Annotated in this window: 16 protein-coding genes; 8 read left to right on the forward strand and 8 right to left on the reverse strand. The window is 54.0% G+C overall.

The window, feature by feature from the left end:
- Positions 1-53: 53 nt before the first annotated feature.
- Entirely contained in the window at positions 54-995 is a 942-nt protein-coding gene (locus VN12_RS16300; RefSeq protein ID WP_240491168.1) for an SMP-30/gluconolactonase/LRE family protein, read from the reverse strand.
- A gap of 39 nt (positions 996-1034) precedes the next feature.
- On the opposite strand from VN12_RS16300, the gene VN12_RS16305 reads away from it, so the two are divergent.
- Both VN12_RS16305 and VN12_RS16310 read left to right on the forward strand, forming a co-directional pair.
- Positions 1035-2306, forward strand: a complete 1272-nt coding sequence (locus tag VN12_RS16305) for a PQQ-binding-like beta-propeller repeat protein (RefSeq protein ID WP_146677828.1) — start codon at positions 1035-1037, stop codon at positions 2304-2306.
- On the forward strand, positions 2296-3819 hold the full coding sequence (locus VN12_RS16310; RefSeq protein ID WP_146677829.1) for a S26 family signal peptidase: 1524 nt from the start codon (positions 2296-2298) through the stop codon (positions 3817-3819). The genes VN12_RS16305 and VN12_RS16310 overlap by 11 nt, the downstream gene beginning before the upstream one ends.
- Positions 3820-3824: 5 nt before the next feature.
- Here VN12_RS16310 and VN12_RS16315 read toward each other — a convergent pair whose 3' ends face one another.
- Together VN12_RS16315 and VN12_RS16320 are read right to left on the reverse strand one after the other, a co-directional pair.
- Positions 3825-4307 (reverse strand): glycine cleavage system protein H, encoded by a 483-nt coding sequence (locus VN12_RS16315; protein WP_146677830.1) that lies wholly within the window; start codon positions 4305-4307, stop codon positions 3825-3827.
- The gene (locus tag VN12_RS16320) at positions 4304-5629 is read right to left on the reverse strand and encodes a coproporphyrinogen-III oxidase family protein (protein WP_146677831.1); all 1326 of its coding nucleotides are present in this window, start codon (positions 5627-5629) and stop codon (positions 4304-4306) included. The genes VN12_RS16315 and VN12_RS16320 overlap by 4 nt, the downstream gene beginning before the upstream one ends.
- Positions 5630-5726: 97 nt before the next feature.
- Here VN12_RS16320 and VN12_RS16325 point away from each other — a divergent pair, with 97 nt between their 5' ends.
- The 3 genes from VN12_RS16325 to VN12_RS16335 all read left to right on the forward strand — a co-directional run bounded on the left by VN12_RS16325 (position 5727) and on the right by VN12_RS16335 (position 9546).
- On the forward strand, positions 5727-6989 hold the full coding sequence (locus tag VN12_RS16325) for an NAD(P)/FAD-dependent oxidoreductase (protein ID WP_146677832.1): 1263 nt from the start codon (positions 5727-5729) through the stop codon (positions 6987-6989).
- An 82-nt stretch (positions 6990-7071) separates the two neighbouring features.
- Positions 7072-8481, forward strand: coding sequence for a BNR-4 repeat-containing protein (locus tag VN12_RS16330; protein WP_146677833.1), 1410 nt, complete (start codon positions 7072-7074; stop codon positions 8479-8481).
- Between the two features lie 516 nt (positions 8482-8997).
- The gene (locus VN12_RS16335; RefSeq protein ID WP_146677834.1) at positions 8998-9546 is read left to right on the forward strand and encodes a hypothetical protein; all 549 of its coding nucleotides are present in this window, start codon (positions 8998-9000) and stop codon (positions 9544-9546) included.
- A 598-nt stretch (positions 9547-10144) separates the two neighbouring features.
- Here VN12_RS16335 and VN12_RS16340 read toward each other — a convergent pair.
- The 5 genes from VN12_RS16340 to VN12_RS16360 all read right to left on the reverse strand — a co-directional run bounded on the left by VN12_RS16340 (position 10145) and on the right by VN12_RS16360 (position 14441).
- Entirely contained in the window at positions 10145-10513 is a 369-nt protein-coding gene (locus tag VN12_RS16340; RefSeq protein WP_146677835.1) for a hypothetical protein, read from the reverse strand.
- A gap of 208 nt (positions 10514-10721) precedes the next feature.
- Positions 10722-11552 carry a flagellar basal body L-ring protein FlgH gene (locus VN12_RS16345; RefSeq protein WP_146677836.1) on the reverse strand — a complete coding sequence of 277 codons (831 nt, stop codon included), beginning with the start codon at positions 11550-11552 and terminating at the stop codon, positions 10722-10724.
- 9 nt (positions 11553-11561) lie between these two features.
- The gene (flgA, locus tag VN12_RS16350; RefSeq protein WP_146677837.1) at positions 11562-12821 is read right to left on the reverse strand and encodes a flagellar basal body P-ring formation chaperone FlgA; all 1260 of its coding nucleotides are present in this window, start codon (positions 12819-12821) and stop codon (positions 11562-11564) included.
- 4 nt (positions 12822-12825) lie between these two features.
- The gene (flgG, locus tag VN12_RS16355; protein WP_146677838.1) at positions 12826-13629 is read right to left on the reverse strand and encodes a flagellar basal-body rod protein FlgG; all 804 of its coding nucleotides are present in this window, start codon (positions 13627-13629) and stop codon (positions 12826-12828) included.
- A gap of 59 nt (positions 13630-13688) precedes the next feature.
- Entirely contained in the window at positions 13689-14441 is a 753-nt protein-coding gene (locus tag VN12_RS16360) for a flagellar hook-basal body protein (protein ID WP_146677839.1), read from the reverse strand.
- A gap of 143 nt (positions 14442-14584) precedes the next feature.
- On the opposite strand from VN12_RS16360, the gene VN12_RS16365 reads away from it, so the two are divergent.
- The 3 genes from VN12_RS16365 to VN12_RS16375 all read left to right on the forward strand — a co-directional run bounded on the left by VN12_RS16365 (position 14585) and on the right by VN12_RS16375 (position 16690).
- Complete coding sequence (locus VN12_RS16365; protein WP_168164463.1) at positions 14585-15067, forward strand: DUF2752 domain-containing protein; 483 nt, start codon at positions 14585-14587, stop codon at positions 15065-15067.
- A 101-nt stretch (positions 15068-15168) separates the two neighbouring features.
- Positions 15169-15852, forward strand: coding sequence for a hypothetical protein (locus tag VN12_RS16370; RefSeq protein ID WP_146677841.1), 684 nt, complete (start codon positions 15169-15171; stop codon positions 15850-15852).
- Positions 15853-15895: 43 nt separating this feature from the next.
- Complete coding sequence (locus VN12_RS16375) at positions 15896-16690, forward strand: hypothetical protein (protein WP_146677842.1); 795 nt, start codon at positions 15896-15898, stop codon at positions 16688-16690.
- Positions 16691-16699: the final 9 nt, after the last annotated feature.

Here is a 16699-nt window from a genome sequence, read left to right on the forward strand (position 1 = left end):
AGGTCGAGACGAGGAATGGGACACAAGACGTTGTTGAGAAGCGTTATGAAGCACTAGAAGCCTTGCGTGCGAACGGGGATGGTGTAGAGAGAGTCCGATGCGGTGATGAAGAGGGTCTTGCGATCCTTTCCACCGAAGCAAACGTTGGCTGTCCATCGTTCAGGAACCACGATCACTTGAATCTTTTTCCCTTCGCTATTGAAAACCGTGACGCCTTCTCCCCCCGTCAAATAGACGTTCCCATCTCGATCGATGGTCATCCCATCGGAGCCTTGTGAGCAAAAGAGTTTGCGGTCCACCAACGATCCATCCTTCGCAATCGTGTATTGGTAGGTTTTCTTATCCCCGATATCGGCGACATAGAGCAGTCGTTTGTTAGCATCTCCTACGATCCCGTTGGGTTGGACCAACGCATCGTCGACACGTGTGATGTTGCTGCCATCGCGGTCGACTCGGTAGACGCAGCTGCTCGACTGCGGTTTTTCTTTGTGCTCCCACCAAGGGCGTTGGTAGTAGGGGTCGGTAAAGTAGATCGTTCCATTCCCATCGATCCACAAATCATTGGGTCCGTTGAGTTTTTTTCCTTCAAAATCCTTGAACAGAACTCGGTGCTTTCCGTCGGAGAGAATCTCCCACATCTCGTTCTTCTCGTCCGCACAGGCGATCAGTTTGTCGTCTGCGGTGAAGAACATGCCATTGCTGCGCCCTGCTGGCTTGAGAAACTCCGTCACCTTCCCCTCCAAATCCACTTTCATGATTCGGTCATTGGGCTGGTCGGTGAAGTAAACGTTCCCGTCTGCGTCTGCCGCCGGGCCTTCGGTAAACTTGAAGCCATCGGCGACTAACGTTACCTTGGCGTCCGAAGAGAGTGTGACTGAATCCTGTCCCAGCAACCTCGCGGGGGAAAGATTCTGTCCGAACCAGACAACTCCGAGCAGCATAGGGCAAGCAAGCCAATTCATCGGCGACTTGCGGGCCGTAGGTTTTGTGAACAAGGTGCTCTTCTCCTTCATTTTTCCGAGAACGTATTTCTTATGAACCGTCGATTATACTTGCCAAGCCTTTTGTCCGTAGCCATCTCGAGCGCTCTTCTCGCGACACCTTCCGCGGCGGATTGGCCGGAGTTTCGGGGCCCATTGCAAAACGGAGTCCTCCCTGCCAACGATTTGCCGTTGGAATGGAGTGAAGAAAAGAACGTTCGGTGGGTCGCGCAGACCAATGGGCTCGGTTGGTCCTCACCTGTCATCTCCGGGAACCGAATCTATGTGACGACGGCGATCCAAGACGTTTCGTCGAAATCCCCCGATCCGCTTGCGGGAGCTCAAAAGCTCGTGCTCGAATGCTACAACGCCGAGAACGGAGCAAGACTCTTCAGCAAAACGATCTTGGAGCAGCCCGAAGACGCCCCTTCGATTCATAAGAAGAACTCGCATGCCAGTCCCACTCCCGTTTTGGAAGGAGATCGACTCTATCTCCACTTTGGCCATCAAGGAACCGCGTGTACCGACCTAGATGGCAACATCGTTTGGACCAATCGCGATCACGTCTACCCTCCCACGCACGGAAATGGAGGCTCGCCCATCGTGGTTCGAGATCTTCTGATTCTAACTTGCGATGGAGGAGATCAGCCTTACACGCTCGCCCTCGATAAGAAGACCGGCAAAGAAGTTTGGAAGACGCCTCGCGGGATCACTTGCGACAAGCCCTTTTCCTTTTGTACACCCCAGTGGATCGTTGTGAATGGAGCCGAACAAGTCGTTTCACCTGGGTCGAATATCGTGCAAAGTTTGGATCCAGCAACCGGAAAAGTTCTTTGGTATGTGACCTACGACGGTTTCTCGGTCATCCCCCGTCCGGTCTACCATCAAGGTCTCGTGTACATCAGCACAGGCTACATGACTCCGAAAATTCTCGCGATCGATCCTACCGGATCCGGCAATGTTACCCAAACCCATTTGCGTTGGTCCTATCGCGGTGGTGCGCCGAATACCCCCTCATTCGTGCCGTACGGAGATGAAATCTTGACGGTAAGCGACTCGGGTATCGCCGCTTCGGTCGACACCAAGTCAGGGAAAGAGAACTGGAAGAAACGCATCGGGGGGAACTATTCCGCATCGCTCATGCTCTTAGGGGATAAACTCATCATGCAGAGCGAGACCGGGGAGGCGATCGTGTATCGAGTCGGCGAGGCATTGGAGGAATTGCACCGCAATCAACTCCCTGGCCGTATCTTCGCAACGTATGCAGTCCTCGGTAAGGACTGGATCATTCGCACGGAGAAGGGGTTGTATCGGATTGGCCAGTAACCTGACTCTCAGCGAACATCGCGGCAATGCGACCATCGGAAAAACAAGCCGATGGTTTCTGTGCAGCAGTATAGGTCTACTGCTCTTCCTCGCCGTATCGTTAGCGGTCGCAGGTCTGGTATTGATGCGACGTGGCAAGACGCCCCGGACCGCGCTGGTGGCAGGGAACTCGATGGAACCTACGCTTCTGGGGCCCTCGATGAATTGGCGCTGCTCCGAGTGTCGCTGGAGTCATCGATTCGGGCGCGATTCGGTATGGAGCGATACTCCGTTTCGATGTCCTACGTGCGGTTCCCTTTCGAGCGACCCCATCTCCCTGAAGGAAGAGCCGAACGAGATTTCTACCTCGCTCGAAACATTCGGCCAGACGGATCGGATCACTTATTGGCCGCGCCGCCTCATGGCGGCCAAGCGATCGAGTCGACGTGAGTCAACGGACTTCGAAGGGCTGAAACGAGGCGACCTGGTGGTACTCCAATCACCCGATCAAACTTTGCGAGAAATCAAACGGGTGGTAGGGTTTCCTAACGAACGCGTAGAAATCCGGCAGGGAAACGTGTGGGTCGACGATCGACCCTGGAAGAAGTCGATCACACAGCTCTTACAGCAGGCGGTTCTCCTGCATGCCAACGATCCAGCACCTTCGATCTCCGTGGCCTCGGAAGGACAAGATTCTATCGATACAGCTTCTTTACCCGTACGCCATCGATGGACCGACGGCTCCCATCTCTACTCCGGAAGGATTAGCCTGGGTAGCCAAAACTCCGATCTGTTCTTTCAAACATCGGACGGGGGCTGGATCGACAACCGCTATATCGGGAATCTTCACGACTCGCACGCATTGGTCGCGGTCGAGGATATCGGCGTGGCTATCAAGCTGGATCGATGGAGCGAAGAGTGGGGGATGCGCGTCACCCTTCGCTCCCCAAGCTTGGAGTGGATGTCGACCATCGACGTCTCAGGCAGCGACTGGTCGATTTCGAGTCTTGGAACGGAAGCCAACGCCATCGTCCCCTCGCAAGACTTCCGGGATAAGGCTGCGTGGCTTGTGTGGGCATGCGTCGATGGTGATGGAATTCTTTGTCTGAACCACCGGGAGTTACTCCGCGTTTCCCTCGGCGAGATTTCTTCCATCGGTAGCGAGCCATCTCCACAAACCGAGATTGGGCTAGGGCAAGTCGCTCCTGTGGAGTTGCACTGCCTATTTGGTGAAATGGATTTGGGTCAGATTTTAGTATTTCGAGACACGTACTACCGTGGAGCAGGAGATGGTCCGGTGCAGCGATTTGATTCTTCCGAAGGTTTGGTATTGCTCGGCGACAATGTGACCCTTTCCAACGACTCGCGACAACGATGGGAAACAGGGCTTGAGCTCACCGATATCGCTGGAGTCATGGAATGGGACCGCAGCGGTCTCGAAAATCTTCTTCGGCAGCGGGAGTTGCTCCCGCAGCGTGAGCAAACGGATACGGACACCGCTGATTCTCAGGGCATACCATCGCACGGGCCGTGAAGAGACTACTCTTCGTCCGTGTTGGCTTGGCCTTTGATGGTTCTTTGGGCAACATCCCAGGCGGCGTGAAGGTGTTCGACATATTGCTCTGGCGTGAGGATGCCGAGATCTTGATGATCTCCCGTCGGGGGGGTTATTTCTAAAAGCCAACCATCGCCGTACTTGTCGACATTGATAAGAGACGGGTCGTCGAGCAAACGCTCATTGATCGAAACGATTTGGCCTGGGATGGGAGCGTACATGCCGCTCTCCGCTTTCTTGCTCTCGATATTCCCAAACTCTTGTCGGTTGGACAGCGCGCTGCCGGGGGTTACATCAAAATCGATGAAGTAGATATCTTGGAGCAGCCGAACGGCATAGGCCGAAAAACCGAATCGAAAGACGTTGGGCTGCACTTCAAGAGCCCACATGTGGTTCTTGATATAGTGTCGATCGCATGGCAACTCGGCGATGAACTCCCCCATCGCGAAAGTGAGTTGCTCGCTCATGTGTAGCGAACTCCGCGGAGGTGGGGTTCGAAAAACCGAGGGAGCAAGCCGTCAACGCAAAGGAGTCCGTCGATGGTGAGTTCGATCCGCACTACTTTGCTATCGTCGTTGGACACGAGCGTCGCATAGCCCTCGTCGACCAATTCGTTCCATTGCGATTGGAATTTCTCGACGATCGAAACACCATGTTTGCCTTCGAAGTATTCCACATCCAAGTAACCCTTTTTCAGGAGCAGGATCAGCTCGCGAATAAGGCTCTGTTCTGGGGTCGGTTGGTAAGCTCGGCCGAGAGGAAGTCGATTCTCGTCGAGCAAGATCGATAAGTATTGCGCGTACTCGGGGACGTTTTGGTAGTGGACTCCGGACAAGTGCCCGAAGCTGGCCAGACCGGTTGCAAGCAAATCTGCACCTGTCCAAAGGTTGTCCCGATACGAGAAGTTTACTTTGTTCGGGTCCTTGACGAGCGTGTAGGCGCTGCTGATGCTGTACCCGGCCGCTTGGAATTCCTCGAACGCGTAGCGAACCCAATCTCGTTTGGTTTGCCAAGTCGCGACGGGGGCCTCCTGTTTCGACTCGAGCAACCCTTTGGAGATGACCGTGTTGAAGGGGAGTTCCATTTGGTAAATGGTGAGGCTCTCCGGGGAGAGTTCCAGTGCCAGTCGAATGTTCTCTTTCCAGTTATCCCACGTTTCTCCCACCATACCGGAGATCAAGTCGATGTTGACGTTTGGGAAGCCGGCGGTGCGGATCCACTCCCACGCACGATAGATTTCTTTGGTCAGGTGGGCGCGACCGTTCTCCTCGAGAATCGCATCGGAAAAATTCTCTACACCGAGACTGAGACGGGTGACTCCCAGCTCGCGGAGCGTCTGCACTTTCGACTCGCTCAACGTGCCAGGCTCGCACTCGAAGGTAACCTCTTCCGCTTTTTCCCAAGTAAGACTTCGGTGCAACCGTTCGAACAACGATCGCAGTTGCTTGACGCTCAAGAAGCTCGGTGTTCCGCCTCCAAAGTAGACGAAGCGGATGGGCCGTCCCCCCATGGCAGGCTGACTGGAGACCAGCTCGATTTCTCTCGATAGAGCCGAAACATAACGTTCGATCTCTTCGGCGTTGACGTTGGTCAAAACCTTGAAGTAACAGAATTTGCAACGTTTACGGCAAAAGGGTATGTGCAGATACAGCCCCAGTGGAACGTCGCGCGGAGGCTGCTTCATCGCCTCCTCAATCAATGGGAGCGATGTGGAGTTCCATTGGGAGTAGGGTGGATAATTGGAAATAAAGTAACTTCCAATCTCGGTTTTGGTTGCTTCAGTCGTCATCGCGAGTACAAAGTGTTTTTGTGTTCTGGACTCAGAGTCCCACTAGTTTACCCGACATTGTTCCCTTCGTCTCGATAGAACTCCTTTGAATTCGCTTATGCATCACCATTGGGACGCCATCATCGTCGGAGGAGGAGCTGCTGGTTTGTGGGCAGCAGGGACCGCTGCGGCACGCGGTAAAAAAATCTTGGTGCTGGAGAAAAACACCAAAGCGGGTGTGAAGATTCTCATGTCGGGTGGGACACGTTGCAACATCACCCACCATTGCGATCAACGGAAGATTGCCGACGCATTCGGCAAGCAAGGAAAGATCCTCTTGTCCGTCCTGCAGCGACTTTCTCCCCAGGATGTCGTTCGAGAAATCGAGGCGTTGGGTGTGGCCACCAAAGTCGAGGAGACCGGAAAAGTCTTCCCGGCGAGCGATCGCGCTCTCGATGTTCGCGACGCGATCGTCAGGCGGCTTGCACAGGCCGGCGCCGCCTTATGGACCGGCGTACCCGTCCAAAATGTCGTACCGAATCCCTCGGGCGGTTTTACGGTCTTCGCATCACGGGACGGTGAAGATTTGCAGCTGAGCTGCGACTCCCTTCTCATTACGACCGGAGGGCTCAGTTTCAGTGGCTGTGGAACGACCGGGGACGGATACCCTTGGGCCGCCCAGTTCGGGCATACGATTACACCCCTGCGCCCCGCCCTTACCCCTCTCCTTTCAAATACGTCTTGGGCCCAGGAGCTGAGCGGTTTGACGCTCGACGATATTTCCATCACGGCGAAAGTGCTTCAATCCGACGGTAAGACGATCCCAATGGAACGGTCCGTTTCTCGCGGCGGATTCCTTTGGACTCACTTTGGGTGCAGCGGTCCGACCGCTATGAACGTATCACGTTGCTTTTCCGATGCAAAGGAGGATTGGAAATTGTCGCTCCACATCGACTTGCTCCCCGACCTAAACCGGGAAGCGTGCGAGCGATGGCTTTTAGACGCGATGCAAAACTCGAATCGATCGATTACCAATTTGTTGAGCACACATATTCCGAAACGTCTGGCCGCTTGCTTGATGAAACAAATCGGTGCGCCGGAAGAAGTTCATGCGGCGGAGTTTTCTAAGAAGCATCGGAACCAATTGCTGGAACGGATCAAAGCGTTGTCCTTGCCTATCCACGGAACGCGTGGGTATCCGAAAGCAGAGGTGACGGCAGGCGGCCTGGCTCTCGGCGAGGTAAACTTTCAGGACATGCAGAGTCGCAAACAACCAGGGCTCTACTTCGCTGGAGAGATTTTGGACCTAGATGGTCCAATCGGTGGATTCAATTTTCAAGCGGCCTGGAGCACCGGTCATGCAGCGGGGTTGCATCTCTAGGCACTGGCCTCGCGACCTCTCGCTAACCTTGTCAACCAATTTTGCGTGATCATTACCTTTTCTTGCTACGGAGGAGTGCGACATGCGTTTGGGATATTCGTGCGTGCGATGGGTCATCGTCGGACTCTCCCTGTTGATAATCACCCCACCTTCGCACTCATTCGGGCAAGACAAGCGGTTGGACGGGTATCGAGGTTTATGGTTCACCCTTGGCCAGTTCTCCAAGCATGGTGACAAGTATTCCGGTGGACTAGGAACTTACACCTCGAGCCACAATCCTCTCGCAGTCTATTCGCCGAAAGTGGATCGGACTTTCTTCACCTACGGTGGTACGCCGCAAGCCGATCAACGGCATTTGCTGATCATGGTCTCCTACTTCGATCACAAAACAGGTCAAGTTCCCAGACCAGTTGTCGTGCATGACAAGCAAGGAGTGGACGATCCGCACGACAACGCGAGTTTGCAGCTTGACGAGCGTGGCTATGTGTGGGTCTTTATCAGCGGACGCGGTCGTAAACGACCTGGCTTCCTCTATCGCAGCGAAGAACCTTGGTCAATCGATCGATTTCAACTGGTCCGCGAAACGGAGATGACTTACCCGCAACCGTGGTATTCGAAACGGAATGGTTGGGTTCATTTGTTTACCAAGTACACGAAAGGGCGAGAACTCTATTGGGAATCAAGTCGCGACGGATTGCATTGGTCGGAATCAAAGAAGTTAGCGGGGATGGGTGGTCACTACCAAGTGAGCGAGTATTTTCTCGGTCCTACAGGTGATGAGAGGATTGGAACCTTTTTCAATTACCACCCAGGTGGAAACGTCGATGAGCGGACCAACCTGTATTACATGGAAACCAGGGACGGTGGTGAAACTTGGGTCACCGTCGATGGTCGATCGCTCGATCTTCCTCTGACCGAAGTAGTCAACCCTGCATTGGTGATCGACTATGCGAAGGAGGGACTGAATCAGTACGCTTGCGATCTCCATTTTGATTTTGCTGGGAACCCTGTCCTGCTCTATGTGACCAGCAAGGGGCATGAACCGGGGCCAGAAAACAGCCCGCGCGAGTTTCGATTAACCCGCTGGACAGGCTCCGAGTGGAAAACGCAAATGATCGCCACGACCGATCACAATTACGATATGGGGAGTATTTATGTGGAGGGAAACCACTGGCGCATCCTGATCCCAAGTCGACCTGGCCCGCAGGCTTGGGGAGGGGGTGGTGAAATCGTGTGGATGGAAAGTCGCGATGGCGGCGTGACGTGGAGCGATGCACGCGAAGTGACGCGAGGAAGCAAGCTCAATCACAACTACGTCCGCAGACCCAGATTTGCGAAGGACCCGTTTTATGCATTTTGGGCAGATGGCAATCCAGATTCGTTTAGCCCATCGCGCTTGTACTTCACCGATTCGCATGGGGACAAGGTTTGGCGATTGCCGGAGAAAATCGATGGCGACTTCGGCACTCCCGAGCTTGTTCCTCGCAAGTAATTGGCCCATTCCGGCTAGAGACACCTGTAACGCATGCTTGTTATTGCAATCTCCAAGTTGCCAACCTCACCTCGCGATAGAGATGCGTTTTAACGCCGCCTTCTTCATCAATCGCTGTCGCAGTTCACTGTACCTCTTGAAGTGCCAAAGAGCATTCGGAAAACATTCAATGGTTCGAGTCTTGTTGTTCCCGTTAGGCTTTGGAAACCCATACTGAAACAGTCTGGTTTTTTCGGTGAACGGACTCTTGGTCAGTTGTTTTGGTTTTCAGGAGCGTCCATGCTCGCTCCCTGCATGGTGGATCGCAGCGTTGGTGTTTGAATCGCCCGCAACGATAACATTCTGGCTCGGAGAGATGCTATGATCCGAACTCTTTAATTGCCCGTTCTCCCGTATACCGTTCTCCCGTATGTCGTAGCTTGGGTGCATCGAGTGATTTCGTTAACCGTCCAAGATCCAATGACTACCCCCGGAATGGGAAACAATAGACCCCCCAGTTCGAAAGATGAGATCAAAGTGAAACGACGTTCTTACTTGTTGCTCGCTATGTTTTGTGTCGCGGGTTGCAAAGAAAATACCGATTCCTTGCCCGCAGGTACCGAAAATTCGTTTGCCACGAATTCCACCGAAACATACAAGCCGGACGCAGCGCAATCCTTTGGTGATTTTTCTTTCTCGATACCGAAGGGATGGACCGCTGTTCCTCCGGATCGTGAGAAGACAAAGGCGATGCTGTTGCTCGATGGAACGGATGGTCAAAACGCGAAAGCGATGATCAAAATTGACGTTGGAATGCCTGCGGCCCCAACTGCAAGACAGCTTGCCGAGAGTTTCGCAAAAAGTGTTGGCGGCAACGTTTCGTCCGATGCTCTGGATTTCGATGGCGAGGAAGCTGTTGTTGCAACAACGTCAAGCAATGACCTTGGAACACCTAGAAATATGATTATCGTCTATCGTGATGGAAAGGCTTATTTGCTGATGGCTGGTGCGACGGAAGGAGTCGATATCGGTGATGCCGTTTCACATATCCGCTCATCGTGGAAGTGGAAGCAAGCGACCAACTAAATCTGGTTGCGAGCTTGGCGCCTTGGCGAGAAACCTTCTTCTCTTATCCCCATTTGCGACTCCCAGATCGGGGCCGACAAATCCGTTTCTCGCCAAGGCGCTAAGGCGCGGAGGGGAGAGAGTGGGGACCGGATGGAAAGAGAAGGGAACAGTCGTGGGCTCTCGCTTGTCGTACGGAAAAGTAGCGGTTGGGAACATGGAGAAGAAAGCTCTCAAGACATTTCTGATCGCGAGCTTTGCGCCTTGGCGCGCAACCCTCCTCTCTCATCCCAATTTACGATTCCCAGATCGGGGACTTTAAATCCGTTTCTCGCCAAGGCGCTAAGGCGCGGAGGGGGAGAGTGGGGACCGAATGGAAAAAGAAGGGAACAGTCGGGGGCTCTCGCTTGTCGCAAGGAAACTAAGTGGTGATCGGCGAACACGGAAGAGAGAGCTCTCAAGACATTTCCGATTGCGAGCTTTGCGCCTTGGCACGCACCCCTCTTCTCTTATCCCCATTTGCGATTCCCAGATCGGGGCCGACAAATCCGTTTCTCGCCAAGGCGCTAAGGCGAGGAGGGACAATGAGGTAGAGAGCGAAGGTTCGCTCTATCGCCGTTCATCGCTTGGCTTTCTCATTTCCTTTGTCGATATACTCTACCGACGAGCTAAACTCCAATTCATCGCGCCAATAAATCGAAGAAATGAACCGCATTGCCATGACGCGTCGTTTCGTGGGAGCAATGGAACTTTCCACCAAGATGTAGTCGTCACCAGTTGCCACGATTTTGTAAAACGATTCTCTTTGATTGAAATGAAAACGGAATTTGGGTTCTCCGAACTCTTTCCCTGGAAGGAGCTCTTTGGTTCTCGACGGAAGTGATCTAAGGAGATCTTTACGAGTTTGCTCTAATTCCGTTTCGACCCGTTCGTACTTCGCCCAAGCTGCATTTTGCTCGCTGATCGTCGTCGCTGTCGGTGCTGCCAAGATGGGATTCTTGGAATCAGATCCTTTGGGGCGAACCGCAGCGACACTTTTTGCATTCCGTGGGTGACTCCATTCGTGTTCGTGGTGTTCCCTTCGGTAACTGGTCTCTTCGACTCCTTGCTGAACCTGAGATCATTCAGGCGCTTGTCATGTCAAAGACAGGAGAGCCGTCGTTGGCACGCATGGTCAGGCAGATTCAGAAATGGGATTAGAAGGGGCGAACTTTGGCAAATAGTCGGGTGAGCCATCCGCGTGCATAACCGTCTCGCACGTGACCGTCCTCCCGCTTCTTGATGTGTTTGTTGACCAAGTTTCGGCTCAAGACGGTGTTGTCGGCTTGGATGTCTTCACTGCGACAAGTGCCGATGAGGGAGACCTCCATGCTGTTATCGTTCAGCGAAATGGTGGTATTCCCCTCCAAAACAATGAGACCGTTGGGAAGGATATCCACAACTTGCGCGGCGATATTGAAGGTGATGTTTTCACTCGTTCTCAACGTAGAGTCTCCGCGATAGACCTCATTCTCATTGATTTGAACTCGCGGGTCGCCATCGGATTGGGGTGCTGGTTTGATCGTATCCAGTCCGACCATCCGGATCCAGTCGCGGACAACAGCATCATAGGATGTCGTCTTGCGAGAGGTCGCATTCCCTAAGAGCAAGGAAGTCGCTGATTCGTCCACCCGGATTGAGACGATGTCATGCATGCGGACGGTCCGAGCTTGGGCGGGTGGAATGTAAGTCCACGAGGTCGCTAGGCCTGATGCGGTCTGTTGTGGACCGGAGTGCATGTAGGGGGAGCCGCCCGGTGGGAGAATCGCGCCGGGAGGAATTGCCCCCGGGGGTATCGCGCCCGGTGGGATGCTACCTGGTTGCATAGCACCAGGAGCGGTGGGAGTGGCTGAGCGCGGTGCGGCCGGTTGTTGATAGCTGACTTGTCGAACAGGCGAATGGTACAGACTACCCGACTGTGCCCAGCAGGTGACTGGGTGGGAGGTTGCGGCGACGATCAGACCGAGGTGGATGGCAAGCGATTTCATTATGTTCACCTATCGCGTCATGCGCGGTTTGGATTTGGACGATAAGGATGGCGATGGGGGGAGGGGAGAATGCCCGCTCGAGTAGACTTCCACAACCCGTTCGGATCGGACGCGAGCTAGCAGTCGTTTCTTGTGTTCTGCCGTTTCGACTTGAATGAGATCGTCCTGCCCGCCACTTTCCACCGCTCTTCCATTGGTTTCGATCACCACACCTCCGAGGACCAGTTCGATTTTGACGGCATCCCCTGATTCGACCAACGTAGGGGCTCCAGCATCGCCTCGTTTGAGGACTTGATTGGCGCTCACGCCCCGTTTCAGTTCCTTACCGATCAATTCGTCTTGGTCGGTATAGCAGTTCTGGATTCCGTCCTTCCAGCCTCTGGGCAAGGTCTGGTAGGTCAAATCCTCCGCGCGAATCCAATGCCCTTTCGGAAGAGCCTTGGTGCAGACGAGGATCAACTCCGGGAGCTTGATCTCCGCATGGACGGTGATCTTCTCTTGGCCTGTAGGGGATCGAACGAGGAATTCGAAGGATTGAAGTCCTTCGTACGGAGGTTGCCCCCCCGCGATTCCGATAATTTGCCGCCGCTGAAGGATGGTCTGCGCGAGGTTGGGTGGGAGGATAGGTTTGACCAGGAACTCGGCGGACGACTGCGTCTGGGTTTGAAGATAGTTTTCGATAGCGGTCTGCGCGATCCGTTCGGCTTGTGCGACGGCACCTGGCGTTGTAAAGGCTGTCACGAATCCTTTGTCATCGATCGACATCGCGTCGGTGGCAAGGTTTGGTGCATTTTTTTGTTCGGACGCGATCGTACCGGAAGCTCGAACTGCGCTCGCAGGTAGGATGTTGGGGTCGGGAGGAGGTCGATCTACGATTTGGGTCGCTGCGACTCGATTCACTCGACAGAGTGGTGCTCCTTCCCATTGCACAGTGGACACATCGACTCCTCGCAATTGGAGGGCCTTCTCGACATCGGATCGGGACCACTCTTGTTGGCGACCTGCTGGAGGGGTCGGGGCAATGGGGAGTTCGGCGAGTCGTTTTGATGAGGCCGTCGAACCTTGCACGTCTGCGATATCTTTCAACCGCAAGATATTATGGGCACATTTCGAGGAAGCGTTCAATCGAATCGTGGTCTTGGATTCAAAGAGCGCACGCGGTGGCGAGGGGGGCGCAGTTTGTCCCCAGGACCGACGGTTCAGAGCTGTGAAGCAACTGACGGCGAATAGAATGCACAGGATACGGGAAACGGTTACGTGGGTAGCCATCGTTTTATCTGCGTAGATTCGCAATCTGCTGGAGAATTTGATCTCCGGCCTGGATCGCTTGCGAGTTCAGTTCGAAACCGCGCTGCGTGGTGATCAGGTCGATAAGTTCGCGGACCGGCTCCACGTTCGACTTTTCGAGAGAATTCTGGCGGATGATGCCTAGGCCGTTGAGGCCGGGCTGGCCTGGGAGAGGGGCACCGCTGGCGTCGGTGACTTGGTAGAGGTTCTCGCCTACTTTGAGCAATCCATCGGGGTTGATGAACGCGCTCATTTGGATTTCGCCTGCTTGAGTAAGCTGCGTTTGTCCGACTTGCCGCACCATGACCTGCCCGTTCGAGTTGATAACGACCGATGTCGCGTCTTGTGGAATCGCGATAGGGGGATCGAGCAATCGGCCCGTTTGGGCCGATCCGATTACCAACTGACCGTTTGCGTTGATATCGAGATTGCCGCTTCGGGTGTATTGCTGCGTTTGGGTCACAGGGTCGAAGACTTGCAGGAATCCCCTTCCTTCGATGGCGATATCGAGTTCTCGACCTGTTTGTTCGATAGTCCCTTGAGTGAAGTCCTTTTGCGTGCTTTGAACGCGCGTCCCGAGCCCGACTTCGACACCGACGGGGGTTGGGTTTTGCTGCGAATCTTGAATCCCGGGATAGACCTCTTGGCGATAGAGCAAATCTTCGAAGTTGGCTCGATCCCGTTTGAAGGCGGTCGTGTTCATGTTGGCAAGATTGTTAGCGATCACATCCAGCTTGGTTTGCATGGCATCCATGCCGGTCGCTGCGGTGTAAAGTGATTGCACGCTCATGAATACGGTCTCCGTGGTAAGTGGGGAATGCTTTCGATCGTTCGCATCGGCCTGTAAGGCTATTCTTTAAGGATGCGACCGATTAAGTTCCCGTAGGCTTGGTCTTGATGTTGTATGAGGCGAAGATTGGATTCGTAGGCTCGGGAAGCTTCGATGAGTTCCATCATGGCCATGGTCGGGTTGACGGCGGATCGCTCTAGAAAACCGCTGACGACAGCGCGTTCATTCGGCGGAACAGGTTGCGTCTCCGCTAACGGCTTGAAAAGATTGTCCCCGGCTCGAGAAAGGTCTCCCAAGTTCTGAGGACGAACGACCATGGGGGCGGTAGCTGCCCCATTTTGTCGGATCGTGCCGTCTTCATGGACATCGTATCGATTGCTCGGATCGATCTGGATCGGGTTCCCTTCGGTGCTGAGAACCAGATCGCCGTTAGTGGTGGTGAGTTGTCCGGAGGAATTGAAAACGAATCCGCCGGCGCGAGTCAGAAACTGCTCATCGCCTCGTTGGATGACGAAGAAGCTGTCGGTGTCGTTCATGGCAAAGTCGGTGCGATTGCCGGTCCGCTCCATGGGGCCTTGCTCGAAGGAAGTCTCGGTCGGTTGGATTCGGACTCCGCCCCCAATATCGGCTAAGGTTCCTGAATTGGGCGAGATCATGCCTTCTTCGATTGCCTTGTTATGCCTGCTTTGCAACACGGCAAACGTTTGCTTGAACCCAGGTGTGTTGATGTTCGCTAGGTTATTGCTGAGGACTTCCAATCGGTGGTTCTGGACATGCGCTCCGGCAGCTGACAAGTAGATTCCGTATGGCATAATGACCTCCTCGGCGACAGATGCGGTTCGGCGACTTTAGCGATTCCTGCAAATCGCCGAAACATCAGTCTCCCTCCCGTTCCGAGACAAAGACGATTCTTCGATTCCAAGGAGTGTTTCCCATCCTACCCGGTCGACCAAGCTTGCCTGCGAAACCCGATTTCGACGATGCCGAGACCACCGAGCGGCGGTTGGATTGTTTTTCGGATGGACGGAAACTCACACGGTCCGTACGGTGCGCCTATGGTTTGATGAGCTGCGGTTTGTTTGCCTTGCTCACGATTGCGGCTCAGCTCAGTCCTGCGACGGAGGGGTTGGGAACGCATCGTCAATTGGGACTGCCCGGTTGCACCTGGATGGAGGTTTGGGGAGTGCGATGTCCGTCGTGTGGCATGACGACCTCTTGGTCCTTGGCGATGCGGGGAGATTGGGTTGCTGCCGCCCGAGCGAATCCTGCTGGCCTACTTTTATTCTTCCAAGCGTGGATTACCGCTTTTTACTGGGCGTGGGCGAGCGTAAGGGGGACCTCCTATCGAAGTCGATGGTTTGCGATGGGTTCCGTCGGGCTAATGGTGGTCGCGTTGGTGGTGGCGATTGCCGACTGGTTGTGGAAGCTCACGGTATAAAAGAACGTGGAAGTTGGGATGGCGACCGCATAGGACATTTTCTATAAGCCCAGTACGTGTTGGATCTTAATCCCGGTCAGTCATTGCGACGGGCTCATTGCATGCTTCCTACTATACAAGTCAAAGCGAGTCGCTCGTTCCCATCTGCTTGGGCGATCGCTTGTCTGTTTTCCCTCTTGTGTATTACCACCACCGGCTGTGTCCGGTTGGCTTCGAATCTACTCTATGCGATCAAGGGACGGAACAATCCGGCCGAGTTTGAGGGCTTAGAGGAAAAGAAGGTCGCGGTTCTTGTTAGCAACAACGGCGTGCATACGTCGGACGCTTCGAGCTTGGTATTGGCCCGAAACATCAATTTGCTTTTGCAGAACAAGGTGAAGAAGGTTCGGATGATCAGTCAAGACGAAGTGGATCGGATGATCCAAGATCAGCAGCTTGGCAAAGTCGATCCGATTCAAGTCGGAGAAAGGCTCGGGGCGGATTTCGTTATTGATATCGATGTCTCGGACTTGAAGCTCTACGATGGGAAGACTCTTTACAAAGGTCAGTGCTCAGCCTCGGTCACGACTTACAAGTGCAAGGATGGCAGAGAGATTGTATTTCGCAAGCTGCATCCGGAGTTCATTTATCCAAAGACAGGTGCCCCGGTTACCGACATGGATGAAGCGACCTTTCGCCGAGTTTATCTAATGACCTTGGCCGAGAGAGTCTCGCGAAGTTTCTATCCGTACGACCCGGCCACGGATGTCGCACGTGATGCGGCGATTTCCTCGGCAGGCTTCTAGAGTCGCCCTTCCTATTTGTCGTGCTTGTTCGAGTGAGGAACGAATGACAAAACCAATGTCGATCCCTGCTGCATTCCGATTCATCCTGTCGGCAATCATGTTCCTTGGTGGAGGATTTGGAATGCTCCGAGCGCAAGACGTTCGAACTGTCTCGTCGAAAAGTGCAATTCCAACTGCCAATACTTTTCAAGCCATTCCTGTGGGCTTTCGATTGGATGTCGATATTTATAGCGACGCATCGAAACCACCGGTTGCCCAGTTCCAAACCTTGTTCACCGAACATCTGTCGATCGAGCTCAATGATCAGCAGGGCAAGGTGACCATATTGGATTCGCAGAGTCAGATGCTGACGCTCTTGAACACCCATGAACGGAAGATGACCGAGATCGAACTCGCATCGCTCGATTCGATGCTCACGGAGTTGTTGGCTCGCACCAAACCTGTCGAATTCCAAGAGAGTCGCCCCGACCCGAACAGCTTGCTGATCGGTGATGCGACGGTGGAGTATCGTGTCAAAACGAGCAAGCCATCGATGGAGATTATGGCCGTTCGTTATGCCGATTATGCCAATGCGGCGACAAAGCTCGCGGCCGTCTTCCCCCCTTACAAACCGCCGCAATTGCGAATGAAGCTCAATCAATTGTTGCTCGATGAGCGACTGCTGCCGATGGAGCTCAAGCTGGTGACGCGTACGAGTTCCGGGGCGCAAGAGCTGACAGCGAGAATGCTCAAGAAGGATTCGTTGAGCGAAGAGGATCGTAAAGAGTTGCAATTGATTCAAGGATGGAAGAATCAGTTTGCGTTTGTACGTGCCACAGATTTCTTCGGTGTGAAATAGCCGAACCTC

This window comes from Pirellula sp. SH-Sr6A (genome assembly GCF_001610875.1).
In the GTDB taxonomy this organism is placed as follows: Bacteria; Planctomycetota; Planctomycetia; order Pirellulales; family Pirellulaceae; genus JBKCUI01.